The following is a 25,269-nucleotide window of genomic DNA, read 5'->3' as shown; positions in this document are numbered from 1 at the left end:
CTGTTCTTCTAATAGACAAAAACAGTTACTTCAACATGCGCAGGCCGTTCAGAATGACAAGGATTGTGCTGCCTTCATGGCCGATAACACCCAGCGGCAGATCAAGCATTTGCAAATAGTTTGTCAAAATAAGCACGACAATTACGCTTAAGGAAAAGAATATATTTTGTTTTACGATGCGGTTCATACGGTTTGAGAGTGTCATCGAGTTTGTAATGCGCTCAAGGTTGTTTTTGATAAGGACCATATCAGCAGTCTCAAGTGCTATACCCGTTCCTTCACCCATGGCAATGCCGACGTTGGCGCTTGCAAGTGCAGGGGCATCATTTATGCCGTCGCCTACCATCGCGATGTTTTCATATTCTTTGCGCAGTATTTTGACATGTTCGACCTTTTCCTCTGGCAGACAGTTTGCGATATAGTGATCTATTCCGGCTTCTTCAGCAACAGCTTGGGCGGTCAGTTCATTATCACCGGTGATCATTACGGTGTGAATGCCGGCTTTTTTTAGTTTGCTGATTGCCTTTTTGGTTGATTTGCGGATGGTATCTTTCAGGGCAAATACAGCCACAATCGCATCATCTGCTTTGGCAAACAATACGGTTTTTCCTTGTGCTGCTAATTCAGCAGCGATGCCGTTCATAAAAACATCTGCGTCTTGACGGCCGACAAAATCTGCGTTGCCAATCTTCCATGTTTGATTATTGACCTGAGCGGTGACCCCTTTGCCGCTTTTGGTTTTCATATCATTGACATCGATTCGTGAAGCGTTATTGCCTTTCTGTTCGCTGTATTTTGTGAGGGCCTGGGCCAGCGGGTGGGTCGATTCGTTTTCAATCGCACCAACCACAGATGTAACATACAATTCGTCGGCTTCATCAGCGAAAAAGGCGTCGGTCACTTCCGGTTTCCCCTTCGTCAATGTCCCTGTTTTATCAAAGGCAATCGCGTTAATATGGCTGAGGTTTTCAACATGCGTGCCGCCTTTGAACAGCACCCCTTTTCGTGCTGCATTGGATATGGCTGACAGCGTGGCCGGAGTGATAGAAGCAACGAGCGCACATGGTGATGCGACAACTAACAGCACCAACGCCCGATAGATGCTTTCCGATAATGACCAGTCAAAAATAAGGTAGGGCAGAAAAAGCATGATCACAACTGTGATTAAAACACCGTAAACATAAGTGGATTCAAACCGTTCGATAAATTGCTGTGAGGGTGATTTTTCTTCCTGTGCGGACTGCACCATGTTGATAATCTTTTGAAAAACCGTTTCATCGGGTTTTTTGTTAACCTTTACAGTTAATGTGCCGTCCAAGGCAACCGTGCCGGCATAGACATCATAGTCGGACGTTTTAGTTAATGGCATTGATTCCCCGGTGATGGCACTTTCATCAACTGCACTGGAGCCCTTTATAACGGTACCATCAGCAGGGATGCGCTCACCAGCGCGCACAAAGATGGTATCGTCTACCGATAATGAAGAGACCGGGATTGTTTTTTCGTTGCCATCTTTAATCAAGACGGCTTCTTCCGGTTGAATTTCCATCAGTTCAGAAATCGCTTTATTACTTTTATTCATGGAATATGTTTCGAGTGCTCCTGACAATGCGAATATGAAAATCAGAATCGCACCTTCTGTCCAATAGCCGATTGAAACAGACCCGATGGCTGCAAAAATCATTAACATTTCAACATTTAATTTTTTTGTTCGGACTGTTTCGGTAATGCCTTCTTTGGCTTTGGCATAGCCGCCGATCGCAAACGCAATCAAGTGAAGAAAAACCCACATTGGCTCGGAAAGGACACTTTCGAGCGACCATGTCAATAAGATCAGTAAGCCGCTGAGCAAAGCTGCAATCAGTTCAATATGTGTGTAGATTTTTTGCAGCAGGTTGGTTTTTTGGATGTCGTTCAAGGGGGGGCGGTTCGTATTAAGCACATCCGTGTCGGTCGTCATGCAGAATCAGCACCTCCTGTTTAATCAGTGGAGAAACTCCCCGCTGATTGTTGGACTCAATTTATAATAATTATAATTTAATATATATTTTAATCATACCATTTTATGAAGGAAATTCAATGATAATTTTTAAGTTCGCAAGGGTGTAGTTTAGTATATTAAAACGGAGGACCTAATGTAATTGGGATGACCCGACAGGTTCATGACGAAATGCTTTAAGATGGAAAAAAATTGAGGAGCTGCATAACGCAACTCCTCAGTTAACGACCGGATAGCCGAGTTTTTCGATTGTTTCTTTTAGTTCGTCTGAAGTTACTTTGCTTTCATCGAACGTTGATTTCACTTTGCTTGCGTTAAACATGACTTTTACGTTTTCAACGCCATCCATTTTACCGAGTTTACCTTCTATCTTTTTTATGCAGGATGGACACGTAAGCGGCTCTAATTGGAATTTAATAGTTTGCATTTTAATCTCTCCTTTTGTTTTGGTCTATCTTAATTATAAAGCTATCCCGGATTTCCATCGTTGACCTGCGTCAAGTTTTGCGAAAACTAATCTTCTTTTCGGGCCAAAACTTTTTATGCTTTGGCCGGCTGCAGTTTGCCAGTCTTTTGTTTCGTGTTTTTTTGATTGAAGCGGATAAGGCGCATAGCGTTCAGAATAACGAGCAGCACACTTGCTTCGTGGATGAACATACCTGAAGCTAAATGGACGGTACCGGCCAGGACACCTGTCAACAGGACAAAAGCAACGCCAATTGCAAAAAATGTGTTCTGCTTCATGTTGCGAATAGTTGCTTTCGACAGTGAATAAGCATGGGAATACTGCTTGAGTTTGTCTGCCATCAAAACGACATCCGCCGTTTCCATCGAGACGTCTGTGCCGCCTTCGCCCATTGCAATACCAATGTCAGCTGTCGCGATTGATGGAGCGTCATTAATGCCGTCGCCTGCCATTGCAACAACGTTTCCTTCTGCTTTAATCTTCTTAACGATTTCCACTTTGTTTTCCGGCAGCAGTTCAGCATGGACTTCATCAATGCCGAGCTGTGAAGCGACGAGTTCGGCTGTATGACGGTTATCACCTGTCAGCATAATGATTTTCTTAATGCCATTTTTGCGCATTTCAGCCAATGCCGGTTTCGCGTCATCACGGATCTGATCGGCTATTGAGAAAATACCTGCGATTTGACCGTCAATAGCTGCAAATATCGCTGTGTTGCCGGATTTCTCGCGCTCCACGGCATAACTGGCTGCCTCAGACGGAATTTCAATATTTTCGCTTGCCATCAATTTGCGGTTGCCAATTGCCAGAACGCGCCCTTCAAGTGTGGCACGGATGCCGCTGCCTTTAATGACCTCTGCATTTTCTGGTTCACCGTCAAGGGTGATGTTGCGTTCGTTTGCTTCCTTAACAATGGTTTGGCCGAGGTGGTGCTCAGAGATGGTTTCAGCCTGGGCAACCAAGCGCAGCAATGCATCCGGTGTTTCGTCGTTAAAAGTTTTAATATCGGTTACTTCCGGTTTGCCTTTTGTCAGCGTTCCGGTTTTATCAAAGATAAGTGTATCAACTTTGGAGAAGTTATCCATAACCTCGCCGCCTTTAACAAGGACACCATTCTTTGCGCCATTGCCAATTCCGGCAACGTTGGAAACCGGTGCCCCGATAACGAGAGCCCCTGGGCAGGCAACAACAAGGAATGTTATCGCTGTGTGCAAATCACGGGTCAAGGCAAAGACAAGGACTGCCAGAACGACAACGGCTGGTGTATAAATGTTGGCAAAACGGTCAAGAAATTTTTCGGTTTTGGATTTTGATTCCTGCGCTTCCTCCACCAATTCAATGATTCTGGCAAATGTGGTATCATCACCGACTTTTTCAGCAATCATTTCAACGTAGCCATTATCCAGTATCGTTCCGCTGAAAACATGGTCGTCAATTTTCTTCGATTTTGGAACCGATTCGCCTGTAACGGCTGCTTCGTTTAATGTTGCCTGACCATTCACGATGCTGCCGTCCACCGGAATTTTGCCGCCTGAGCGAATAATAACGTGATCGCCCTCGGCGACATCTTCAACTGGAATCGTAACGTGTTTACCTTCTTTTATGACAACAGCTTCCTGGGGCGCCATATCGACTAATTCCTTCAGGGATGAGCGCGTCTTGTTTAACGTGCGGATTTCCAGATAATCCCCAAACATAAACAGGAAAGTTACAACGGCTGATTCAACATATTCACCGATGAACAGCGCCCCGATCACCGCGATTGTAACCAGTAATTCAATGCTGAATGCCTTCATCCTGAGGGCCTGGTATGCTTTAATGAAAATCGGAACCCCTGCAAGGAAGGTCGCAAGAAGCAGTGCCCCGGTCTGGGATGCTTGCCAGTTCATAAAGTTAAAAACAAGTGCCAGTATCAATAATCCTCCAGTAATTGCGGTAATGTGGTTTTTGTGTCTGTTAATGAAACCAATCATGGTCATCTTCCTCCTCGTTTTCTTTTCTGACTTCAGTATAAGCAATCTGAGAGGAAAAGAAATTGACCGGTATCAAGTTTGAGGAAGTTTTTGAGCGGTCAGAGAGAGGCGCTTTATATAAAAGCTAAGAAATTTTTTAAAACAAAATGCTTCTTTTCTATTGAAAAGCGCTTACATTTATTATAGACTGTTGCTAAACCGATTTAGTAAACCGATTTAGTCAGATCACAGGTGAGAGGTAAATTTCTATGAATTCAAAAGAGAGAACGATCACAATTGCTGATGTTGCTGAAAGAGCAGGCGTTTCTAAGAGTACTGTGTCCCAGTATCTAAACGAACGGTACGAGTATATGGGTGAACAGACAAAGGAAAGGGTTGCTGCGGCAATACAGGATATGGGTTATAGACCGAATATTGTGGCACGGTCACTTAAACAAAAGAAGTCTACAACTATAGGCGTCATTGTTGCGAATATTTCTCACGAATTTTCCACACAAATTGTTAAATCAATTGAAGATTATTGTAATGCGGCAGATTTCCATATCATTGTTTGTAATGCGGAAGACGATCCTGCTAAGGAAAAGAAATATATTGATATGCTTCGCGCTAAACAGATAGAAGGGATTATTGTTTTTCCAACCAGTACAAACATCGAACTTTACAAGGAGCTTACACTGGAAGACTACCCGCTGGTTTTTATTGACAGAAATGTTCCGGAAGTCGATGTCAGTTCAATCATGCTCGATAATAAGCGAGCAGCAGCGTTGGCGGTGGAAGAGTTCGTTAATCATGACTATTCAAGGATAGGCATATTAACAAATTCGACTGTCAATAATGTTACAACAAGAATCGAAAGAGTTGATGGCTTTAGAGAAGCATTACATAGTCATGGACTTGAAGTAAATGAAGATTATATTAAAAGTGTGGAACTTAATTACATTCAAGATGAACTGAGTAAGATGATGCACCTCTCCGTTCCACCGGACGCTATTCTTGCAGGAAATGACTTGGTGCTGGCTGAGATTCTTAAATACACCAAGCAATATAATTTGAAGATACCTGACGATTTAGCGGTTATCGGAATTGATGATGTGTCATTCGCTTCAATATATAATCCTGAATTGACAACGATTGCACAGCCAACCAGCAAGATGGGTATGGATGCGGCTAAATTACTCCTTAATCGAATAAAAGGTATAAGTGAGAATGGTCAGAAACATTATCGCTACGAACCAACTCTTATGAGAAGATCATCGTGTAAGGCAAGGAGGCAAATATTATGAAGGAAACTATTCAAACGATTGCAAATGAAGTAAAAGACGTTGCAGGCCAAGTTGATCCCGGACAAATTCGGGGTCTTGCCCAACATGTAAGCAAAACGGGACGTATTTTCATCACAGGGACCGGACGTTCCGGTCTTGCAGGAAAAATGTTTGCGATGCGCCTTATGCATATTGGCTATCAGGCATATGTTGTGGGGGAGACAATTACGCCGAGTATTGAAGAAAATGATTTACTCGTTGTTATTTCCGGCTCCGGAAACACGAAAACACTGTCTCATTATGTTAGTAAGGCTAAAGAAGCAGAGGCAACGGTAGCACTGGTAACAACAGATCCCGAATCCTTAATTGGGCAGACAGCTGATTTGACGGTGGAAGTGCCGGCAGTCACTAAAAAAACGACAGGCCAGCGTAACACCATTCAGCCGCTTGGAAGTCAATTTGATCAGTCTGTTCATCTATTACTAGATGCCCTGATAGTTTATTTAATAAATAATTACACTGGTTCGGAGATGTCTTCATTAACTAAGAAACATGCCAATTTGGAGTAGGGAGGTTGAAACATTCATGCTGACGATTGAGGACGTACGCAAAAATCCTGTTGTTGCTGTTATCCGCCATGCAGCCCCAGAGACAATTATTGATACAGTAAGAGCTCTGAGAGAAGGTGGTATCCATTCGATTGAACTGACTGCTGAAACAAGAGGGATTGCCGGAATTATTGAAAGCGTTCGTAATGAATTTGGGGACAATCTTAATATCGGAGCGGGAACCGTTCTCGATCCTGAGACGGCTAAGGAGGTGATTTCTGCCGGGGCCGAATTTATTGTATCCCCCACGATGAATACTGAGACAATCAAAGTCACCAAACGTTATGGAAAATTGGCAATACCCGGTGCCTTAACGCCTACTGAAATTTTAACAGCCTATGAACATGGCGCTGATATAGTAAAAGTTTTTCCTGCCAGTATGTTCGGGCCATCCTATATAAAAAATGTACATGGTCCTCTCCCGCAAATTCCGTTAATGGTTACAGGGGGTATAACGCTGGATAACATGGAAGAGTATATAAAAGCAGGAAGTGTTGCTGTTGGAGTGGGCAGTAATTTAGCTGACCCCCGAAAGCTGCATTCGGAAGAAGATTTTAAGGCATTAAGAGAGAAAGCAATGTCCTTTACAGAAAAGTTGGCTTATTAAATTGAGAAATTAAAAATTAAAAAAGGGAGTGTCTTTTAATGAGAAAGTATCTTGTGTTATTCGCAGTTTTATTACTGGCAGGGATATTGGCTGCATGTGGCGATGATGGAGGCGGCGAGGACTCTGAATCTTCAGGTGGCGAGGATTCAATCAAAATTGTTGCTGCCCATAACCAGACGGACCCTGAGAACCCATACCAAGACGGTTTGCTGGCATTTAAAGAAGCAGCCGAATCTGAATCAGATGGCCAAATTGAAGTAGAAGTTCATGCAGGAACGATTGGAACAGAAGAGGCAGAGCTGGTGGAAAAGCTTAAAACAGGTGCTGCTGACGTTGTTCTGGTATCACCAGGGTTTATGACATCCACTGGAATAGATCAAGTTGATCTTTTTGCTTTCCCATACCTATTTGACAGCTATGATCATTGGGAAACCGTTGTTAATGGTGAAGTTGGCGATGAAATGGCTCAAATCATTAATGAAGAATCCAACAATGATTTTAAAATGTTGGGCTATTGGACAGCCGGTGTGCGTCATTACTACGGCAAGGAGCCTGTTGAAGAGATAGGCGATCTGGAAGGCATGACGATTCGTACACAAACATCCGGCGTTGTATCGGAATTCTGGGAAGAAGTAGGAACTGTACCGACTTCAGTAGCTTGGGGCGAGCTGTACCAGGCATTGCAGCAGGACGTTGTTGATTCAGCTGAAAACGCTTATCCGTACTTTGTGCAGCAGGACCACCACCAGACTGAGAACGGTAAATATATTACAGAAACAGGACACGATTACACGACGCGGTTTTTATTAATCAACGGAAATGAATTTGACAATTATACAGAAGAACAGCAGGAAATTATTATGAGTGCAGCTGAAAAATCTGTAGAAGCAGAGCGGGAATCGCTGTACAGCCAGGAAGAAGAATATAAAGAAATTGCTAAAGAAGATGGTGCGGAAATCAACGAGATTGACCGTCAGCCGTTCATTGATATTGCTGAGCCAATACAGGATAAATACGCCAAGGAACTTGGTGTGGAAGATCTTCTCGAAAAAATCAGAGAGGCTAAATAAAACGTATGGGTACTTTGGGGGGGCACGGCATGGCGGTTGTGTCCCTCCTGTTTAGTTAGGAGGATTGGCGTGGATAAAATTATAAAGTACATCGAGAGAACACAGATAGCAGCAGGCGTTTCCTTTCTGGTTATATTCTTTTTTGCTGTGTTGTTTCAAATTGTGACAAGGCATTTATCCATTTCGGTCATCTGGACCGAAGAAGTGGCAAACTATTCATTTGTGTGGGCTATTTTCATGGGGGCAGCCGTCATGGTGAACCGCCGAGATCACTTCACTTTTGATATCCTGAAGAATAAATTAACAGGTAAAAAAAGGTCAATATTAAGTATTATCAACGATACAATCCTTATTTTATTTAATATTGGTATATTCTATTTTGGGATCCAAGTGGTAGGTCAATTTTGGGATTATAACTGGAACGCGCTGCCGGAAATGAAAATGGGCTATGTTTGGATTTCTATCCCGATTATGGCAGGCACGATGATTATATATTCGTTGGGGCACATTGTTCGTCATGTGAAAAACTTTAATGAGGGAGGGGTGCAGGAATGATTGGTTATATTCTGGTAGGTGTATTTTTGATTTTACTGTTGATTGGCATACCAATCGCTTTTGTTATTGGCATTGTGGCATTTTTGGGCATCATTAATATTGAATATATTCCCGAGATGAGTGTGCCGATGCGGATGATGAATGAGTTGAATTCATTCGTGCTATTAGCTGTGCCCCTTTTCATTTTGGTTGCCAATTTAATGAATCAGGGGAAAATCTCAGAAAAGCTAATTGAATTCGCTTTGGCAATTGTCGGGTCGCTCCGCGGGGGGCTGGCACAGGCTAATATTTTGGTTTCGATGATGTTTGCCGGTGTATCTGGTGCCTCCCAAGCTGATACGGCCGGTGTGGGGAAGATTCTGATCCCAAGCATGAAAAAAAATGGCTATGATGATGAAACGGCAGTCGGTGTAACGGCCGCATCTTCAACAGTAGGTGTCGTAATCCCTCCCAGTATTCCGATGATAATATTTGCAGGTATTACCAATGCATCAGTGGGTGCATTATTTTTGGCAGGCATTGTCCCCGGTATTCTAGTTGCCCTTGCGATGATGGTTTTTGTTTATTTTGTTGCTAAAAAGCGGGATTTTCAGCGCTATGAACGCGTGGAAGCAAGCAAGTTTTTTAAATTGCTGTTTGAGTCCCTGCCGGCCCTGCTCACCCCAATCATTATTATCGGCGGTATTGTAGCCGGTGTGTTTACGGCGACTGAGGCTGCTGCTGTGGCGGCAGTTTATACCCTGTTGGTCAGTATGTTCTTTTATAAGACATTAAAGCTTTCGCATTTGCCTAAAATATTATTTGATACATTATCATTGAGCTCGTTATCCTTGTTTGCGCTTGCAGCAGCTGGAGCGCTGGGTGAGCTTATGGGCTATTACCAATTGGGAATGCAGGCACAAGCATTCTTTACAGACTATATCGATGCGAAGTGGATTTTCATTATCATTACCATTCTATTCTTTCTGTTTATTGGAACGTTTATGGATGCCATTCCGGCGATGATTCTGTTTGTGCCAGTAATTTTGCCGACCGCAGCCCAATTTGGCTTGGATCCAGTACATTTAGGGCTGATAGTTGTCATGACATTGGCTGTCGGGTTGGTCACACCGCCTTATGGACTTTGTCTGCTCCTGGCTTCTAAAATTGGAAATCTGCCAATTGAGCGATCTTTTAGGGCAGTGATACCTTATATGTCAATTATATTAATTGTGCTGGGTGTCGTTGCATTCTTCCCTGAAGTCGCCATGTATGTTCCAAAAATGCTGAACCCTGATTTGTTCTAAAGTTGAGGTGAACGCAATTGACAGACGTTACTAAACAAGCGGCGGCAAAAGCTTCTCTTAAATATGTACGAGAAGGGATGATATTGGGCCTTGGATCAGGCTCAACAATGTATTACGTTTTAGAAGAATTCGGCAGCTTGGTGAAATCAGGATTCCACATTAAAGGAGTACCTACATCACAACGAACAGCAGGGTGGGCTGAAGAATTCGGCATCCCATTGGTGGAATTGAAGCGCCATACTGCTGTTGATCTGGCAATTGATGGTGCGAATCAAGTGAGCAACGATTTTCACTTATTAAAAGGCGGAGGTGGCTCATTGGTAAGAGAGAAAATTGTGGATGCCTCAGCCAATGAGCTGGTGATTTTAGTCGATGAATCCAAGTGTGTCAGCCATTTGCATGGTGCTTTATTGCCTGTTGAAGTGCTTCCATTTGGATGGGAGAAGACAGCCGTGATAATCGAAAAACTGGGTTATGAACCGGCGTTAAGATATAAAGATAATTCACCTTTCATTTCTGATAACGGCAACTATATTCTAGACTGCGGTTTTAACATAATAGATAATCCTCAAAAAACCCACTTGCAGTTAAAGGAAATTACCGGAGTGGTTGATACTGGCTTATTTATTGGAATGGCCGACCGTATCATTATCGGAAAAGAAGAAGGGACTGTCGAAGAAAAGCAGCGAAAGCAGGAGGTACAACAATGAATGATATCATAACAATCGGGGATGCGATGATTGCTTTTAACCCTTCAGATACAGGGCCGATGAAATTTGTCCCCTCATTTACCAGAAATATAGGGGGGGCAGAGCTGAACGTTGCCATCGGCTGTTCTAGGCTGGGGCTTGAAGCTGGCTGGATCAGTCGCCTGGGTGACGATGAGTTTGGTAAATATATACGTAACTTTGCCCGCGGTGAAGGGATTGATACCTCACAGGTGGGCTTTGTTAAAGGCCATCCAACTTCACTGAATTTTAAGGAAATCATGGAAGATGGCAGCGTGCGAACATTTTATTACCGTGAAAACTCGCCAACTGCTGCCATGACACCTGATGATTTGTCTGAAGACTATTTTAAACAAGCAAAGATCCTTCACATCACCGGTATTTTTCCGGGTGTGGCCGAGGGTAATCTTGACGTAACACGGAAAGCGATTGAACTGGCAAAACGTCATGGGCTGACAATCAGTTTTGATCCGAATATTCGATTGAAATTGTGGTCAAAGGAAGCGATAAGCAAGGTCTCTAAATCGTTTCTTCCTGATGTTGATATACTGCTTGCCGGAACCGAAGAGATGGAAATAATTCTAGGGGAGAATAAACCGGAAAAAATCATTGAAGCCTGCAAGCCATACGCCATTGATCATATTGTTCTGAAACAAGGCGAAGACGGGGCTGCTGGTTATCATAACGAGCAATTGGTAGAAGCACCGGCTGTGCCGCCGAGAAAAGTTGTTGACACAGTGGGAGCCGGTGATGGTTTTGATGCTGGTTATTTATACGGGTATTTGAATAAATGGTCCTTGGAGAAGTCATTACAGTTTGCAAACACGATTGGTTCTATGGTTGTCAGTGTTAAAGGTGACAATGAGGGGCTGCCGTATCTCGAGGATGTTCAGATGAAACTTGGTGAGATTGAAAGAATCGAGCGCTAAAAGGAGGACTCATTACTTGAAATTGCAATTGGCACTAGACCGTTTAACATGGGATGAATGTATTGATGTCTTAGACCAGACAAAAAATTCTGTTGATATCATTGAAGTTGGTACCGGTGTGATTAAGGAATATGGTATGGCGATTGTCAGGGAGGTCCGCAAGCGTTTTCCTTCCCATACTATCATGGCAGATATGAAGACGTGCGATGCTGGTGGTCATGAAGCAAAGCAGGCATTTGGGGCAGGTGCTAATATTGTCACTGTAATGGCATTTTCTTCTTCAATGACAATTCAGGATACGATGAATGTGGCACGGGAATACGATGGCCGTGTGATGGTGGATTTGCTTGAGGTGCAACACCGGGAGAAGTTAAATGAACTTGAAAAGCTAGACGTGGCTCTTGTCAGTTTGCATATTGGAAAAGACCGGCAAAAGAAGGGTGCTTTTAACACGGATATGTTCCAATTGGTGGAAGGCTTTCCGTTTGAAGTCGCCGTGGCTGGAGGAATTGATGAGACGACTGCCGGACAGGCGGCGTCAGGCAATCCGGACATTATTATAGTCGGCAGCGCAATCACAAAAGCTGACAATCCATCCATAGCTGCGGAAAATATCCGAAAGACCATCAAAGGGTGAGATGATGCTGAACTTGTGTACAATAGGCACAAGCCAAATTACCCGATCTTTCATCGAGGCGGCAGATAAAGTTGAAGGTGTTCAGGTGGTGGCTGTCTATTCCAGAGATCCGCTTAAGGCAGAGGAATTAGCTGAAACATATAATATTGCCGACGCGCATTTTGACATGGGTACTATGTTGGCCGATGAGCGAATAAATGGTGTTTATATAGCATCACCAAATGCGCTTCATTTCCCACAAGTGATGACTTGTTTGCAACACCAAAAACATATCATCTGTGAGAAGCCAATTTTTACGAACGTTAAAGATTTCAATATTGCTTATGAAAAGGCCGATCGGCAGGGTGTGTTTCTTTTTGAAGCAATGCGAAACCTTCATACACCTAATTTCCACAAATTGAAAGAAGCTCTGGGGTTGATTGGAAATATTCGAAGTGCTTATTTTCACAGGATGCGTTACTCTTCCAAGTATGATCGGTTTCGGAAGGGTGAAATCTCAAATGTTTTTTCGAATAAAATGGGTGGAGGCGCTTTGCGCGATTTGGGGGTTTATCCTCTCAGTTTGATGGTGGCTTTGTTTGATGAACCAGAGTCAACCTATTACCATTCAATTCAGCTTAATTCAGAGGTGGATGGAAGCGGGACATTGTTACTGGAATACGGCAGCTATAATGGGACTGTTATGTGCTCAAAGATCACCACCTCTTACAACGACTGCGAAATCCATGGGGAGAATGGGACGCTTGTTTTTGATAATGCTGCTCCTATTAGGGACATAAAGTTTCTCCCAAATCAAGGTAATGACTCAATCCAATTGGCAGCTGAAGAAGTATTACCGAATATGAGCTATCAGATACAGAATTTCAAGTCGATTATTGAAAAAGGTGACTGTGACACCTATCGTTACTACCGAAATATTAGCAAAAAAGTTGTTTCAATTATTGATCGACATGGGCAATGAGACCAATTTGGCTTGACTACAAAGACTCCTGTCCCGGTTAGGAAACCGGAACAGGAGTCTTTATTTGCAAATAAAATTGAGTAAGTGAATGAATTTGTCCATTTCCGAATATGATGACAAAAATACTGCGTTTCGGTTATCCGTTTCATATCAGTCTGCTATAGTATAATAAAGAGGTGATCGGATGGATTTGCAATCTATTATGAAAAAAATCAAATACCATACGCCATCAGTTCTTGGGCACCAGCAATTCATGAAGTCAGCTATTCTTTTGCCGCTTATTCAAAAGGACGGTGAGCTGCATTTACTGTTCGAAATACGATCGGAGAGCATGCGGCGTCAGCCGGGCGAGATTTGCTTTCCAGGCGGACGGGTGGACCCGCAGGATAAAGATGTACGGTCAGCAGCGATTCGGGAAACGATGGAAGAGCTTGGCATTGGTGAAGAAGCCATTTCAAATGTTTATCCACTGGATTATATGGTGACACATTTTGGGATGATCGTTTACCCCCATATTGGCTTGATCAGTGTTCAGAATCAGTTTCAGCCGAACCCGGCCGAAGTCGGCGAGCTGTTTTCGGTGCCGCTTTCTTTTTTTCTGGAAACAGAACCGGACATCCATTATGTCAATGTGCAGGTACAGCCTGATGCCAAATTCCCGGTTGAATTAATCCCGGGTGGGGAGAATTACAATTGGCGCACAAGCCAAATCAGCGAATATTTTTATATTTATGGTGATAAGGTAATCTGGGGATTAACTGCGCGCATTCTCGCCCATTTTATTGAAATGATTCGATAAAAAATTCTGAAAAATAAAACTCTCAGGATTGACATTCTGGGAGTTTTTATAATATACTTAATTCAACAATGTTGAACAAAGAGAAACTGAATTGAATAAACTGAAGTAATTTAGGGTATAGAAATTATAGCATTATATATTTATGATCGCTGAAAGCGCATTCAAAGTTCACTCTTTATATTCCAAAAGGAGGGGTCATGATGGGTCGTTGGCCTGATTTTGTCCAGGTGAAGGAAGTTGGTCCGCGTGATGGGCTGCAAAATGAGAAAAAGCGGATTTCAACGTCAGATAAGGTTCAGTGGATTAATACGCTGTCTGAATCGGGTGTAAAGGAAATCGAATATTCATCGTTTGTTCACCCCAAATGGGTACCTGCCCTGTCAGATGCGCATGAAGTCGGAAAACGGATAAAGCGGCATCCGGGTGTCCGTTATTCAGCCCTTGTACCGAATATGAAAGGTCTGGAACTCGCACTTGAAGCCGGAATTGATGGCGCCTCTGTATTTATGTCGGCAAGTGAGACGCACAACAAAAAAAATATTAACAAATCAATTGATGAAACCTATCCGGTATTGGAAGAAGTGATTAAAGGCGCTAAGAAGGCTGGTAAACATGTGACGGGTTATGTGTCAACTGTATTTGATTGCCCATATGAAGGAAGGATTTCGCCGCAGCAGGTGCTTAAGGTCGCCGATCGATTGATTGAAGCAGGTGTGGATGACCTGTCGCTTGGCGATACGATCGGTACAGCGGTTCCATCACAGGTGGATCAGCTGCTTAGCGAGATTTTAGAACGTTTTCCGAGTGAAAAAATTATTATGCATTTTCATGATACACGCGGCATGGCAATTGCCAACATTATGCGGTCGATGGAGCACGGCATCACCCGTTTTGACAGTGCAATCGGCGGACTCGGCGGCTGTCCTTATGCCCCGGGAGCAGCAGGCAATGTGGCAACCAATGATGTGTTGTATTTGTTGAATGGTCTTGGTATTAAAACCGGTATGGATGAAACGAAACTCCAGGAAGCAGCGCTGTTCATTCAAAGCAAACTTGGAAAATCACTGCCGAGCAAGTCTCTGGCGTACGCGGCAAGCCAAGGCTGAAAGGTAAAAATTACAAAGCCATGAACGCCTCACCCTTATGTTTTTCGCATCACGGGTGGGGTCTTTCTTTGTCGGTGATAAGTGGAATGCTTCAATTCCTTGTTGCTATAAAATTAATTTTCCTCTATTCTATGATAGAGAAGACTGTATCTGTCGGCGAAAGGAGCGAGTTACCATAAATCTCGAAACGATAGGCCAAAAGCTGAAGCAAGTCCGATTGAAAAGCAAGCATACACAGCAGCAAGTAGCAGATCAATGCGGCATCTCTAAAAGTCTGCTGTCAAAAATTGAAAACGGCCAGACATCTTCTGCAGTGGCCACTTTATCAAAGATCGCTGAGTCATTGGATGTGCCACTCTCGTGGGTGCTGGATGGCCATCCTGAGACTGATTTGGTCGTGCAGCCGAAAGCGGAAAGACGGCTGAGTGCTGACGATGAAAATATGGGATATTCACTTGAATTGCTGGCAAGCCGCTCCCGTTTTTCACGGATCGAACCAACAATCGTCCATGTGACGCCAAAAGATTTTAATGACAGACAAGAGCCTTATACACATACACAAGATGAGTTCATATATATTGTTGAAGGTGCGATAGAGCTTTATTACGATGGCAAAACGTATTATATGGAAAAAGGTGATACCGGCCATTTCAAAGGTGTCAAACCGCATCTATTCATGCCGGTCGACAATGATGGAGCGAAAATCTTGACGGTATTCATTGATGATTAAATGCTTTTTTGTAAATTATACCTTCTTTAATTAAGGTATTTTTTACTGTTATGTGACACATTGTCATTTCCGGTTGACGTGTGACAGGGTGTCATATACTATAGCTAATAGAGTGAGTGTCACAAACTTACGCGTTCGGGAGTGAAATTTTAATATGGCCACGACATACAGTTCTGATGAAAGCTTGAGGCGGCTGGTCCACGAGCTGCAGATGCAGGGCGTGAATGCCGAGCTTTGCAAAAGACCTGAGAGGGTACAATGAAAAATGCATACATATGATAGGGCCGGTTAAGCAAGAAAAGCCTCATAAGAATAAGATGGGGGCGGAATGATGCCGAAACAGACATTTTTTAATCTGCCGCATGAAAAAAAGCAGATGCTGATCCGATCGGCTGAAGCGGAGTTTTCACGGGTGCCGCTATATCAGGCCTCCATTTCAAACATTGTAAAAGAGGCAGGCATACCGCGCGGCAGCTTTTATCAATACTTTCAAGACAAAGAAGATGCTTTCTTTTTCCTGCTGGATGATCTTTCGCGTAAACGGCAGGAAGTTTTTATAAATCTTTTGAAAAAATATGACGGTGATCTGTTTACTGCGCTGGAAGCGTTTTTTCAAGTAGCTGTTACTGAAGTGGAAAACTTGGATTTTATGCGCAATACATTTCTAAACATGACTTATCGAATTGAAGAATCATTTTTAAAGATGTTAAGCGGACGCCAAAATGAGAAGCAATTCAGGGAAGTCAGCACATTGATTGATAAACGGAAGCTGAATCTTTCCGGTGATAAAGAATTATACCATATGATGATAATCCTAACGTCGGTTATCGTGCGTAACTTTGTTGAAAAGTTTGCCCGGGGTTTACCGGATGAGGAAGCCATAAATAACTTTAAAATTGAAATGAAACTGTTAAAAAAGGGCCTGTATTATACGACAGAAACTTAACGAATGGGGCTTAACCGCCAAAGAAACAATCCCTCACGGACCTGCTATAGTGCGTGAGGGATTATTTTAAATGTTATGATCCATTGTAAATTGCTGAAAGATGGTCTCGTGTCTATCTGGATAAGCGTCGCGGCCGGCAAGCTGATTGATGATTTTAATGTTCTTTTGAATCGCCAGCCCTAAGTTTGTGGCTGCGGTTCCATGAGAGTGTTCCAGATCGGTCATGGTAAAAAAGCGGTGATTGCGCTGATTTTGGAAGACGAGCTGATAATCACGTGTCACTTTATAACGATTCTCATCTTCCCATACGATTTTATCTTTGAAACGATCATAAAACCATGCTGGAATATGTGGCTTATAGCCGGTTGCCAAAATAACTTTATTTGTTTCATAATCAAAGGAATTTTCCTTTTGCCACTGATGACAACGCAAAACATACGTGTCCTTTTGTCTGCTTATATTTTTAACCTCGGTATTTGGCTGTATGATAACAGGTTGCGGCTTTTCACCGATTGTTTTATGGTAAAGCGCTTCGTACAATTCCATTAATGTCTGTGGATTAATCCCCTTTCTGAGCGTTCCTAACGTATCCAATGTATCGAGTCGCTGCTTAAAGCCAAGCGAATGAAAATACGACACAAAATCCGGGGAAAAATATTCCTGGCCAAATTTAGCTTTCTCCAATTGAAATAGACCACTGGAACGGGTAAATAACGTGAGTTGAAATACCTTGTTTTCCTGTTCTTTTAACAGATCCAGAAAGACCTCTATGGCACTCTGGCCGGACCCTACTACTGTGATGTGCGGAGATTCCACTAAGTTTTCTTTTTCATACATATACCGATTCGTATGTAAAACGTCTTCCTCAGGGTGCCCTGTCATGCTGTCCAGAACAAAGGGTTGACTGCCTGTTGCCATGACGATATTTTTAGCGAAGTAGGAAGATTGTTTTTCACTTTCGGTCTCTTTCACAACCACCTCATAGTGGGGCACGGAAGCTTTTTCATGGTCAATGACATCAATGACCTCATAACCAAAGTGGAGCGGTTGCAATTGATTTGCGACCCACTGCAAGTAGTGATCATACTCCTGACGTGGGATCTGAAACGTGTTATAAAAGTAGAACTGGTATAGACGATTATGTTCATGCAGATAGTTGATGTAAGTGAACCGGCTTGTCGGGTCGGCGAATGTAACAAGGTCTCCTAAAAAGGGGGTTGTTAAATTCATCCGTTCAATTAACATCCCGGGATGCCACTCAAACTTTGGCGTTTTATCAAAAAACAGCCCTTCAATTTCTGGTGTATCGTCCAAAAGTGCTGCTAATCCAAGATTATAAGGTCCTATACCAACACCGATAACATCGTATAATTTGCCGGGCATTTGGCCCACTCCCTCCAGACGAAATCTGGACATTATCATTCCCATTTCATCCGGAGTTATGCTTTGTTCAGGTGTGAAAACAATATCGAAACGGTGAGCCGCATACCTTACTGGTAATCACTCTCCGTGGGTTCCTTTTCCTGAGGAGATTCTGTTTTACCGATAATGTTTGCTCCGACAAGGTCGCCGGTAACATTCAAGGACGTGGCGCCCATGCCGACTAATACATCAATGGCGGTCAAGAGTCCCACAGCTTCCATTGGCAGACCAAGCTGGGCAAACACGGTGGCAATCATGATGATGCCTGCCCCAGGGACTCCGGCGGTACCGATTGATGCCAATGTGCCAACCAGGACGACTTGAAAAATCTCGGTAAAGCTTAACGGATCCCCAATCACATTTGCAGCAAAGACAGCGGAGACCGCAATTCGGATTGCAGCACCATCCATATTAACCGTAGCGCCGAGTGGCAGGCTGAACCCATACAGACTTTTTGGCAAATTCAGTTCTCTGGCTGCATTAAGTGTAAGCGGCAATGTGCCGGAACTGCTCTGTGTTACAAAAGCTGTAATCATTGGGGTGCGCCCATATTTGAAAAATGATTTAATATTGATTTTGAAAAGGACCATGAACAGGACATAAATCAAAAGATGAACAATAATGGCGATATAAAAGACGCCAACCATACCTCCAAGCTCGACTATGGTATCAGCACCCTGATTTCCGACTACTTCTGCGATAATGGCAAATATCCCAATAGGAACGTATTGAATGATGACTTTCATAATACTTAACGTGGCTTCATTCAGGCCGTCCACAACTTTATATACGGTTTCACCCAATTCCCGATTGGTGCTTGATGAACGGAGCGCTGAAATGGCAGTCCCGAATGCGAATGCTGTGAAAATGATGCCCAGGAGATTCAGTTCACTGAATGCGGTGACGATGTTTTGCGGCACGATGCTCAGCAGAACACTGACGATACCCGGGTTGTCCGGCACATCAAACGATTCATTGGTATCCAGTGTCATGCCGGTACCCGGGTTAAAAATGCTTGCAACAGTAATCCCGACAATAATGGCAAACGCCGAAGACAGGACGTAATAAATAAAAACTTTCCCGCCCATGCGGCCAAGGTTGCCCAATTTTGTCTGGTTGATTCCGACAATAAGTGTGAATAAGATCAGCGGCACAATCAGAAATTGCAATAAGCGCAGCAGCAAGTCACCAAACGGCGCAAGCACAGCCGCATCTTCGCCGAAAATCAGCCCGACTGCAACGCCTAAAATAAGTGCTACCGAGATTTTTTTAATCAGTGATGCTTCTATGTATCCTCTCCACAATGCTTTCATGGCTATATCCCTCTCAAATTTCCGACAGTTTTATCGGGGTTTCGTGTCTAAAGATTATCTTGAAATGCCCGGCCTGTCAAAAGTGTTGTTCGAGGTTCCATACCAAAGCCATGCCTCTCGAGCATGGCTTTGGTCTTATTTTTCAATAAACATCTGTGTCCAGTAGTTACCATCGGATGTATAACCGACACCAATGTGCGTGAAGGATTCATTAAGGATGTTTTCCCGATGTTCTTTACTGTCCATCCATGCATTTACTGTCTGTCTCGGCGATTTCTGGCCTCTTGCGATATTTTCACCGGCCGATTCATACGCCACATCGAATTCTTTCATCATGTTAAATGGGGAGCCATAAGTCGGACTCGTATGGGAAAAGTAATTTTTTGTCTGCATGTCTTCCGATTTCTTGCGGGCAACCTGGCTTAATGGTTTACTCGCTTTCAAATCGGATAAGCCATGCTCGCTACGTTTTTGATTTGTTAACTTAATGATCTTAAATGCATAGTCCCCAATGCCCTGCTGTGTGGAAGGCTGTTGATTTTCTTGATTATCCTGTTCTTGTGTTTGATCTTCTTCCGGCTGCTCGGCACTATCTGAGGGGTCCTCATCCGACTGCAGCCTGTTTTGTCGCTCCTGGTTACGCTCCTGAACTTCCTCCTCTTGGGTGCGGCCGGGGTCTATTCCATTTCCGCTGAGCGGGCCCTGATTATGCGTCTGGCCATTTGGCCCGTCAAAATCGTCATTTGGGCGGTCACGCCGGAAGTTGTCATTCCTATCCGTTCCTTCATTAAAACCGATTTGTTGTGTACCTGGGCCTGTGCTGTCACTTGATGAATCGGTTTGTGTTGCAGAAATCGGAAGCTGATTGTCATCCACATCCGTATGTGATTCATATTCAGGATTGCATGCCGCCATGAGTATAATAGCTGTTATTGGAATTAACAGCAGTTTAATTCGTTTTATCATCTGTTGGTCGACTCCTTTTTTTGCTTAATCTGTCACCTCTGACGAAGACTATAAATGGGAATGTGTGGCAAGATTGTCTGTGCATTATGGACCTTCTTCGGACAAACCAGCCAGATCAACCTTTTGGTCATGATCCATTTCATCAAGCGGGAAAACGGTTGCGCTTGTCTGGTCAGAATTTATCGCTTTTATATAAACGGGAAAACCGTGATAATTCACGTTTATCATGGTGATGGAATTTATTATCTCCTCTGCTCGATCCCGATCCATTAAAATATCTCCTTTCAAATCAGCCTCAGGATTATTTTTTGCCGGCCAATTAGGACTATTCAAGGATGTATTAACCATTTTCGGATTGTCTTCACCGTCAAATTAACGTAAAATCGATGATAGATTGTAATGTGACAAGACAAGGACGGTGCAGCTGTGACTGGCACAAAAAAGGTTTTTCAATCATTTTATTATGGCTGGTTTATCGTTTTTATAGGCGGACTGGGTCTCTTTTTTTCAGGTCCGGGCCAAACCTATTCCAATTCAGCATTTATCGACCAGTATATAAACGACTTTGGCTGGTCACGCACGGAAGTATCCAGTCTCTATTCAACTGCCACACTGGTTGCAGGCTTAACAATGATGTTTGTCGGGCGGTTTATTGATCGGTACGGGCAGCGGCTAATGATGGTGACGGTCGGGACAGGTTTTGCGATTGCCTGTTTTTTTAACAGTATGGTTTCGAATATGTTCATGCTGGCGATTGGTTTCTTTTTCGTCCGTCTGCTCGGACAGGGGACAATGTCACTTATTCCGAATACGCTGGTTGCGCAGTGGTTTGTGAAGAAAAGAGGCCGTGCGTTCAGCTTTATGACGATCGGAAGCTTTATCAGTGCGATGTTGTTCCCGATAATTAATACATGGCTTATTCAAACATGGGATTGGCAAATGGCATGGCGGTTCTGGGGTGTTGCACTTTTAATTGTTTTTGTACCGTTTGCGCTATTCGGTGTCCGCAATAAACCGGAAGAGATGGGGCTTGAGCCCGACGGTACAAAAACACCTAAGAATGAAGCGCTTGTTGATACGACTGATCTTCCTGAATCTGAGGAGGACTGGACATTGAAAGAAGCCATGCGCACATGGGCTTTCTGGGGCATTCTTATAAGCGTGGGCATCCCTGCGATGGTTAACACCGGAATCACGTTTCATATTATCTCAATTTTTGACACGAATGGATTGTCACCAGGGGTAGCTGCAATGGTTTTGAGCTTAATGGCCTTTGTCGGTATGCCGATGTCGTTTGTCTCCGGGTTTATTACGGAAAAGGTGCCGACAAATTACTTGCTCGCAAGTGTGTTTTTGATTGAGATCATTTTCTTATTATTGCTTTTGATTACTGACAATATGTTGATGGCAGTTGTTTTTGGTGTGATTTGGGGTGCGGCTAATGGCTTGGAACGGATTGGCATGAACGTCATTTGGCCCGATTTTTTCGGCCGGAAATATGTCGGCAGCATAAATGGTGTCGGCATGACCATGGTAGTTATTGGTTCATCACTTGGTCCGCTGCCGTTTGGTGCCGGCTTTGATATATTCCATGATTACACACCGGTCTTATTGGTCACACTCATCTTTCCGCTGATTGGACTGATTTGTGCTGTAACAGCACGCCGGCCGAATAAGAGGAAATTACAAATAAACTGACTTGAAGCGGTGATGGTTAATGTTAGAAGATACCGGGGAACGTGTGGTTCCTGAAAAAATGAAAGCAGCCGATGAGATGCTGATGGAGCATATGGCGCGTTACTTTTTTGCTGTTGAATATGTGTATGGACGTGTATTGGATATTGCGAGCGGGACTGGTTATGGTACACAGCTCCTGGCGAAAAAAAGAAAAGATATTGTGGAGGAAGTTGTTGGGGTGGATTTGGAACCTAAGGCAGTCAAATATGCTCGTGGCACGTACCATCATCCGAATGCTATATTTATGGAAGGCGATGTGACAGATCCGGATCTGCCGGAAAAATTGGGTACGTTTGATTGCATTGTCAGCTTTGAAACGATTGAGCACATTGCGGATGAGGAGCGATTTTTAGCAAATATTTTTGCGTTATTGAAGCCAGGCGGGACGCTTATTCTGTCAACACCGTTTGGCAAAGGACGCGGCAAGCCGTGCGGGTCGCCTTTTCACGTACATCAGCTCACCGTTGATGAGTTTATGGAGTTATTTCCTGAATATTCATCAGCTGTGTTCTATTTCCAGAAGGGTCCGTTGATAGAACCTGCTGTCCGTTCTAATGACCGGCACTTCCCGCTTGGAATTGCTGTTTGCCGGAAGTAGAGTACCTTTTGAGGGATGATCCCCGAAGTTCACAGGCCAAAACCCGAAGTTCACAGCAAAACCCCCGAAGTTCACAATGAAATTCCCGAAGTTCACAGCAAAATCCCCGAAGTTCACAAAATCAAGCAGCATCAAATAACCCTGCCGGGGCTTTTCAGCCTTGGCAGGGTTTTTGTGTAACTTATTTAAATAGCAGTACGTCACCAACTGTGTTGTCGTTGCTTTTTCCAATGACACGGAATTTAAGACCGTATTCCGGTACATTGCGCCCCGCATCAACCAGGCCTGGATTACTCCAGTCTGCATGGTCATCAAACAGTGGCGTGCGTTTTGTATAATTGTCTTTCATTGTGACGTTTTGCAAATCCAAGTAATCAAGGAACATCTTATCGGTTTTTTCAAACGTAAATGCTGCATCATGCAATTGATAACGGGTTGCCCCGACCGAATGATCGCTCCATTTAACAGCGCGCTGATCAGCATCGACAACGCCAAGGAAACCGTCGCCCGGGTGCTGGCCTGTCCAGTTGTTGTCATACGATTCGTCTACATACCAGACGACAAGACCTTCACCGTATGTCATTAAGCTGTCACCGCGGCGAATATTTGCCAGACCTTCATCAACACCGTTATGAGAACGCCATTCAAGCAGGTAATAATGATCGGTATAATAGGTTCCATCGTGTTCAACAAACCCGTCCAGATTAAATTGACTGTCACCTTCTGCACCGTCTGTAAATACTTCTTCTCCGTCGGCCGTTACAGCAACGTTATCGAAGAAAATACCATCAAGGTTTGTTGCCCAATCGGTCATGGAGCGGAATTGAATTTCAATCTCCTGACCGGCATAATCGCTGATATCAATCGATTCATGCACCCAGCCGTCACTTGAACCGGTGTAGCCGGGCAAGTTATCTTTAATCGCCGGATAGCCGTTCGGATCGATCACATCGGTTGTGCGTTCACTTGAAAGCGACTCCCATGTTTCACCACCATCAGTCGATATTTGAACCATCGCAAAATCCCAGTTTGATTCGATGTTATACCACGTATCAAAATCGAGCGTTGCATTTGAAGCGCCCGTTAAGTCAACGGTTGCTGCCATTTTATGATCCATCTCATTGCCTTTGCCGCCGTAATAAGCATTTTCGCCGGTTGCAGGCGTTGTCAGGACGTTTTCTTTCTCCGGCAGGTCAACTCTGACAGCATCATTGTTTGTTCCTTTGGTAACACCTTCATCAAGCAGGACGCTTGTCCCATCGCTCGTAATGTCATCGGCATGGAGTGTTGTGCCGCTCAGCCAGTTGCCGCCATGATTCGTCTGCAGCATTTCTTTAGCAAACGGACTCATTCCGGGCGGTTCGGTTCCCGGCACATCACCGGCCCAACTGCCGCTGGCCATCAGTGACCAATAAGCAACTGCTTCGCCTTCACCAGTATACTGCGTGTCGTACTCATCAGGAAGCCCCAGGTCGTGACCGTACTCATGGGCAAAGACGCCGGCTGCACCGTCTTCAGGCTCAATCGTATAATCCCAGGCACCTAATGCACCGCCAAATCGGTCGCTATCCGACTCTGCGCCAGGTACTGCTACAGGACCTGATCCCAGGTTCCAGCGATGTGACCAGATAGCGTCGCCGCCGAGTGCACCGCCGCCGGCTTCTTCACCGACACCGGCATGAATGACCATCAAGTGATCAATGATGCCATCCGGTTCATCATATACACCATCTCCGTCATAATCATTTCGGTCCCATACGTCGTATTCGCTCAAATCAACATTCGGATCTTCTGACGCTTTTACCAACGCTTCATATACTAATTCGCGCGGGCGGGCGTCACTGCCGTCCGGTGCCGGGTAGTTTCCACCGTAATAGGCAGCGGGATTTTCAGCTGTGTACCAGCCGGCAATTTCTCCATCAACAGTATAGCTTCCGCCTGATTGCTCTTCATAATATTGTTTCATCGAGACGAAATTTTCACCGTTCGGGCCTTCATAGCCATTTTCTCCAAAAATCATATTTTGAAAATGCTCATTGGTGTAGTCATCGTAGTACATATCGGTTTCGTCCGGCTGAATCGAATTTCGAGAATAATCAGGGAAATCAATTGCCAGAACAAGAACCTTATCTTCCCGCACATCGCCGTTATATGTTTCTTCTTCAACCGAATCTACTTTATTTTTCTTGGCATGGCCCAGTTTATTGCCTTTGCCATTTGTGAGCGGGTTATTGTTTTTCTTTTCGTTATGTTTCATTTGGGCATCTTCAGCGGTTGCTCCATTGGCTTTCATTTTCTGACCGCTTTTTGCCTTGGATTGTAAGTATTTTTTAAGTGCTGTATCTGCTTCTGCCTGTGTGGCATTCTGCGAGATCGTACCTTTTGCTTTAAGCATCTCGATTATCTTCTCATCATTGACAACACCCATGTCAACCGGCGCTCCTAATGAGGATGGTACTCGGTTTTGCAGCTCAGCATCTGTGGCGCTGCCTTGTTCTGCACTGACCGGCAGTCCCAGGCTTAAGGTAAGTGCTGCAGCAGCAGATAAAATAAATCCCTTTTTCATTATCG

At 44.0% G+C, this 25,269-nt stretch carries 24 protein-coding genes; 16 read left to right on the top strand and 8 right to left on the bottom strand.

Annotated elements, in window-relative coordinates:
- Nucleotides 1-25 precede the first annotated feature (25 nt).
- The 3 genes from BMZ22_RS05365 to BMZ22_RS05355 form a co-directional block, all read right to left on the bottom strand.
- Nucleotides 26-1,960, bottom strand: coding sequence for a heavy metal translocating P-type ATPase (locus BMZ22_RS05365; RefSeq protein ID WP_090082703.1), 1,935 nt, complete (start codon nucleotides 1,958-1,960; stop codon nucleotides 26-28).
- 256 nt (nucleotides 1,961-2,216) lie between these two features.
- Complete coding sequence (locus tag BMZ22_RS05360) at nucleotides 2,217-2,426, bottom strand: heavy-metal-associated domain-containing protein (RefSeq protein WP_090082698.1); 210 nt, start codon at nucleotides 2,424-2,426, stop codon at nucleotides 2,217-2,219.
- 113 nt (nucleotides 2,427-2,539) lie between these two features.
- Nucleotides 2,540-4,438, bottom strand: coding sequence for a heavy metal translocating P-type ATPase (locus BMZ22_RS05355; RefSeq protein WP_090082694.1), 1,899 nt, complete (start codon nucleotides 4,436-4,438; stop codon nucleotides 2,540-2,542).
- A 248-nt stretch (nucleotides 4,439-4,686) separates the two neighbouring features.
- On the opposite strand from BMZ22_RS05355, the gene BMZ22_RS05350 reads away from it, so the two are divergent.
- From BMZ22_RS05350 to BMZ22_RS05285, 14 genes are all read left to right on the top strand, one after another.
- Nucleotides 4,687-5,721, top strand: a complete 1,035-nt coding sequence (locus tag BMZ22_RS05350; protein WP_090082691.1) for a LacI family DNA-binding transcriptional regulator — start codon at nucleotides 4,687-4,689, stop codon at nucleotides 5,719-5,721.
- A complete protein-coding gene (gene hxlB / locus BMZ22_RS05345) occupies nucleotides 5,718-6,269 on the top strand; it encodes a 6-phospho-3-hexuloisomerase (RefSeq protein WP_090082689.1) in 552 nt (183 codons plus the stop codon). The genes BMZ22_RS05350 and hxlB overlap by 4 nt, the downstream gene beginning before the upstream one ends.
- On the top strand, nucleotides 6,253-6,915 hold the full coding sequence (locus tag BMZ22_RS05340; RefSeq protein ID WP_245745221.1) for a bifunctional 4-hydroxy-2-oxoglutarate aldolase/2-dehydro-3-deoxy-phosphogluconate aldolase: 663 nt from the start codon (nucleotides 6,253-6,255) through the stop codon (nucleotides 6,913-6,915). The genes hxlB and BMZ22_RS05340 overlap by 17 nt, the downstream gene beginning before the upstream one ends.
- 38 nt (nucleotides 6,916-6,953) lie before the next feature.
- The gene (locus BMZ22_RS05335) at nucleotides 6,954-7,985 is read left to right on the top strand and encodes a TRAP transporter substrate-binding protein (protein WP_090082687.1); all 1,032 of its coding nucleotides are present in this window, start codon (nucleotides 6,954-6,956) and stop codon (nucleotides 7,983-7,985) included.
- A 69-nt stretch (nucleotides 7,986-8,054) separates the two neighbouring features.
- The gene (locus BMZ22_RS05330) at nucleotides 8,055-8,540 is read left to right on the top strand and encodes a TRAP transporter small permease (protein ID WP_245745219.1); all 486 of its coding nucleotides are present in this window, start codon (nucleotides 8,055-8,057) and stop codon (nucleotides 8,538-8,540) included.
- Nucleotides 8,537-9,826 (top strand): TRAP transporter large permease, encoded by a 1,290-nt coding sequence (locus BMZ22_RS05325; RefSeq protein WP_218144021.1) that lies wholly within the window; start codon nucleotides 8,537-8,539, stop codon nucleotides 9,824-9,826. Before BMZ22_RS05330 ends, BMZ22_RS05325 begins: the two co-directional genes overlap by 4 nt.
- A gap of 17 nt (nucleotides 9,827-9,843) precedes the next feature.
- A complete protein-coding gene (gene rpiA / locus BMZ22_RS05320) occupies nucleotides 9,844-10,536 on the top strand; it encodes a ribose-5-phosphate isomerase RpiA (RefSeq protein WP_090082684.1) in 693 nt (230 codons plus the stop codon).
- Complete coding sequence (locus BMZ22_RS05315) at nucleotides 10,533-11,483, top strand: sugar kinase (protein WP_090082682.1); 951 nt, start codon at nucleotides 10,533-10,535, stop codon at nucleotides 11,481-11,483. The genes rpiA and BMZ22_RS05315 overlap by 4 nt, the downstream gene beginning before the upstream one ends.
- Nucleotides 11,484-11,499: 16 nt before the next feature.
- Entirely contained in the window at nucleotides 11,500-12,120 is a 621-nt protein-coding gene (gene hxlA, locus BMZ22_RS05310; RefSeq protein ID WP_090082680.1) for a 3-hexulose-6-phosphate synthase, read from the top strand.
- A gap of 4 nt (nucleotides 12,121-12,124) precedes the next feature.
- The gene (locus tag BMZ22_RS05305) at nucleotides 12,125-13,081 is read left to right on the top strand and encodes a Gfo/Idh/MocA family protein (RefSeq protein ID WP_177183356.1); all 957 of its coding nucleotides are present in this window, start codon (nucleotides 12,125-12,127) and stop codon (nucleotides 13,079-13,081) included.
- Nucleotides 13,082-13,265: 184 nt separating this feature from the next.
- Nucleotides 13,266-13,880, top strand: coding sequence for an NUDIX hydrolase (locus BMZ22_RS05300; protein WP_090082673.1), 615 nt, complete (start codon nucleotides 13,266-13,268; stop codon nucleotides 13,878-13,880).
- Between the two features lie 200 nt (nucleotides 13,881-14,080).
- Nucleotides 14,081-14,986: a hydroxymethylglutaryl-CoA lyase gene (locus BMZ22_RS05295; RefSeq protein ID WP_090082668.1), complete on the top strand. Its 906-nt coding sequence runs from the start codon at nucleotides 14,081-14,083 to the stop codon at nucleotides 14,984-14,986.
- A 94-nt stretch (nucleotides 14,987-15,080) separates the two neighbouring features.
- Complete coding sequence (locus BMZ22_RS05290; RefSeq protein WP_342710113.1) at nucleotides 15,081-15,716, top strand: helix-turn-helix domain-containing protein; 636 nt, start codon at nucleotides 15,081-15,083, stop codon at nucleotides 15,714-15,716.
- Between the two features lie 331 nt (nucleotides 15,717-16,047).
- Nucleotides 16,048-16,662: a TetR/AcrR family transcriptional regulator gene (locus BMZ22_RS05285; RefSeq protein ID WP_090082661.1), complete on the top strand. Its 615-nt coding sequence runs from the start codon at nucleotides 16,048-16,050 to the stop codon at nucleotides 16,660-16,662.
- Nucleotides 16,663-16,728: 66 nt separating this feature from the next.
- On the opposite strand, the gene BMZ22_RS05280 is transcribed toward BMZ22_RS05285, so the two are convergent.
- The 4 genes from BMZ22_RS05280 to BMZ22_RS05265 all read right to left on the bottom strand — a co-directional run bounded on the left by BMZ22_RS05280 (nucleotide 16,729) and on the right by BMZ22_RS05265 (nucleotide 20,633).
- Nucleotides 16,729-18,045 carry a lysine N(6)-hydroxylase/L-ornithine N(5)-oxygenase family protein gene (locus BMZ22_RS05280; RefSeq protein ID WP_090082657.1) on the bottom strand — a complete coding sequence of 439 codons (1,317 nt, stop codon included), beginning with the start codon at nucleotides 18,043-18,045 and terminating at the stop codon, nucleotides 16,729-16,731.
- A 107-nt stretch (nucleotides 18,046-18,152) separates the two neighbouring features.
- Nucleotides 18,153-19,397, bottom strand: a complete 1,245-nt coding sequence (locus BMZ22_RS05275; protein WP_090082652.1) for a dicarboxylate/amino acid:cation symporter — start codon at nucleotides 19,395-19,397, stop codon at nucleotides 18,153-18,155.
- 135 nt (nucleotides 19,398-19,532) lie between these two features.
- Complete coding sequence (locus tag BMZ22_RS05270) at nucleotides 19,533-20,363, bottom strand: CAP domain-containing protein (RefSeq protein WP_245745215.1); 831 nt, start codon at nucleotides 20,361-20,363, stop codon at nucleotides 19,533-19,535.
- A gap of 84 nt (nucleotides 20,364-20,447) precedes the next feature.
- Entirely contained in the window at nucleotides 20,448-20,633 is a 186-nt protein-coding gene (locus BMZ22_RS05265) for an H-type small acid-soluble spore protein (protein WP_090082649.1), read from the bottom strand.
- A 156-nt stretch (nucleotides 20,634-20,789) separates the two neighbouring features.
- On the opposite strand from BMZ22_RS05265, the gene BMZ22_RS05260 reads away from it, so the two are divergent.
- On the top strand, nucleotides 20,790-22,061 hold the full coding sequence (locus tag BMZ22_RS05260) for an MFS transporter (RefSeq protein WP_090082646.1): 1,272 nt from the start codon (nucleotides 20,790-20,792) through the stop codon (nucleotides 22,059-22,061).
- Nucleotides 22,062-22,080: 19 nt separating this feature from the next.
- Complete coding sequence (locus BMZ22_RS05255; protein ID WP_090082643.1) at nucleotides 22,081-22,698, top strand: class I SAM-dependent methyltransferase; 618 nt, start codon at nucleotides 22,081-22,083, stop codon at nucleotides 22,696-22,698.
- A 181-nt stretch (nucleotides 22,699-22,879) separates the two neighbouring features.
- Here the strand turns inward: BMZ22_RS05255 and BMZ22_RS05250 are convergent, their stop codons facing one another.
- Nucleotides 22,880-25,264, bottom strand: a complete 2,385-nt coding sequence (locus BMZ22_RS05250; RefSeq protein WP_090082639.1) for an immune inhibitor A domain-containing protein — start codon at nucleotides 25,262-25,264, stop codon at nucleotides 22,880-22,882.
- Nucleotides 25,265-25,269: the final 5 nt, after the last annotated feature.

The sequence above is a fragment of the Lentibacillus persicus genome, from assembly GCF_900112705.1.
Lineage (GTDB): Bacteria > Bacillota > Bacilli > Bacillales > Amphibacillaceae > Lentibacillus > Lentibacillus persicus.
Note: the sequence above shows the minus strand (reverse complement) of the source record. Positions and strands in the feature narration are given on the sequence as shown.

What these genes read in the sequence shown, in the direction of transcription:
- BMZ22_RS05325 (WP_218144021.1), top strand. Translation starts at nt 8,537, where the DNA reads ATGATTGGTTATATTCTGGTAGGTGTATTTTTGATTTTACTGTTGATT.
- BMZ22_RS05270 (WP_245745215.1), bottom strand. Translation starts at nt 20,363, where the DNA reads ATGATAAAACGAATTAAACTGCTGTTAATTCCAATAACAGCTATTATA.
- hxlB (WP_090082689.1), top strand. Translation starts at nt 5,718, where the DNA reads ATGAAGGAAACTATTCAAACGATTGCAAATGAAGTAAAAGACGTTGCA.
- BMZ22_RS05255 (WP_090082643.1), top strand. Translation starts at nt 22,081, where the DNA reads ATGTTAGAAGATACCGGGGAACGTGTGGTTCCTGAAAAAATGAAAGCA.
- BMZ22_RS05355 (WP_090082694.1), bottom strand. Translation starts at nt 4,438, where the DNA reads ATGATTGGTTTCATTAACAGACACAAAAACCACATTACCGCAATTACT.
- BMZ22_RS05350 (WP_090082691.1), top strand. Translation starts at nt 4,687, where the DNA reads ATGAATTCAAAAGAGAGAACGATCACAATTGCTGATGTTGCTGAAAGA.
- BMZ22_RS05275 (WP_090082652.1), bottom strand. Translation starts at nt 19,397, where the DNA reads ATGAAAGCATTGTGGAGAGGATACATAGAAGCATCACTGATTAAAAAA.
- BMZ22_RS05295 (WP_090082668.1), top strand. Translation starts at nt 14,081, where the DNA reads ATGGGTCGTTGGCCTGATTTTGTCCAGGTGAAGGAAGTTGGTCCGCGT.
- BMZ22_RS05265 (WP_090082649.1), bottom strand. Translation starts at nt 20,633, where the DNA reads ATGGATCGGGATCGAGCAGAGGAGATAATAAATTCCATCACCATGATA.
- BMZ22_RS05360 (WP_090082698.1), bottom strand. Translation starts at nt 2,426, where the DNA reads ATGCAAACTATTAAATTCCAATTAGAGCCGCTTACGTGTCCATCCTGC.
- BMZ22_RS05250 (WP_090082639.1), bottom strand. Translation starts at nt 25,264, where the DNA reads ATGAAAAAGGGATTTATTTTATCTGCTGCTGCAGCACTTACCTTAAGC.
- BMZ22_RS05300 (WP_090082673.1), top strand. Translation starts at nt 13,266, where the DNA reads ATGGATTTGCAATCTATTATGAAAAAAATCAAATACCATACGCCATCA.
- BMZ22_RS05365 (WP_090082703.1), bottom strand. Translation starts at nt 1,960, where the DNA reads ATGACGACCGACACGGATGTGCTTAATACGAACCGCCCCCCCTTGAAC.
- BMZ22_RS05340 (WP_245745221.1), top strand. Translation starts at nt 6,253, where the DNA reads ATGCCAATTTGGAGTAGGGAGGTTGAAACATTCATGCTGACGATTGAG.
- BMZ22_RS05305 (WP_177183356.1), top strand. Translation starts at nt 12,125, where the DNA reads ATGCTGAACTTGTGTACAATAGGCACAAGCCAAATTACCCGATCTTTC.
- BMZ22_RS05285 (WP_090082661.1), top strand. Translation starts at nt 16,048, where the DNA reads ATGCCGAAACAGACATTTTTTAATCTGCCGCATGAAAAAAAGCAGATG.
- BMZ22_RS05335 (WP_090082687.1), top strand. Translation starts at nt 6,954, where the DNA reads ATGAGAAAGTATCTTGTGTTATTCGCAGTTTTATTACTGGCAGGGATA.
- BMZ22_RS05280 (WP_090082657.1), bottom strand. Translation starts at nt 18,045, where the DNA reads ATGCCCGGCAAATTATACGATGTTATCGGTGTTGGTATAGGACCTTAT.
- BMZ22_RS05315 (WP_090082682.1), top strand. Translation starts at nt 10,533, where the DNA reads ATGAATGATATCATAACAATCGGGGATGCGATGATTGCTTTTAACCCT.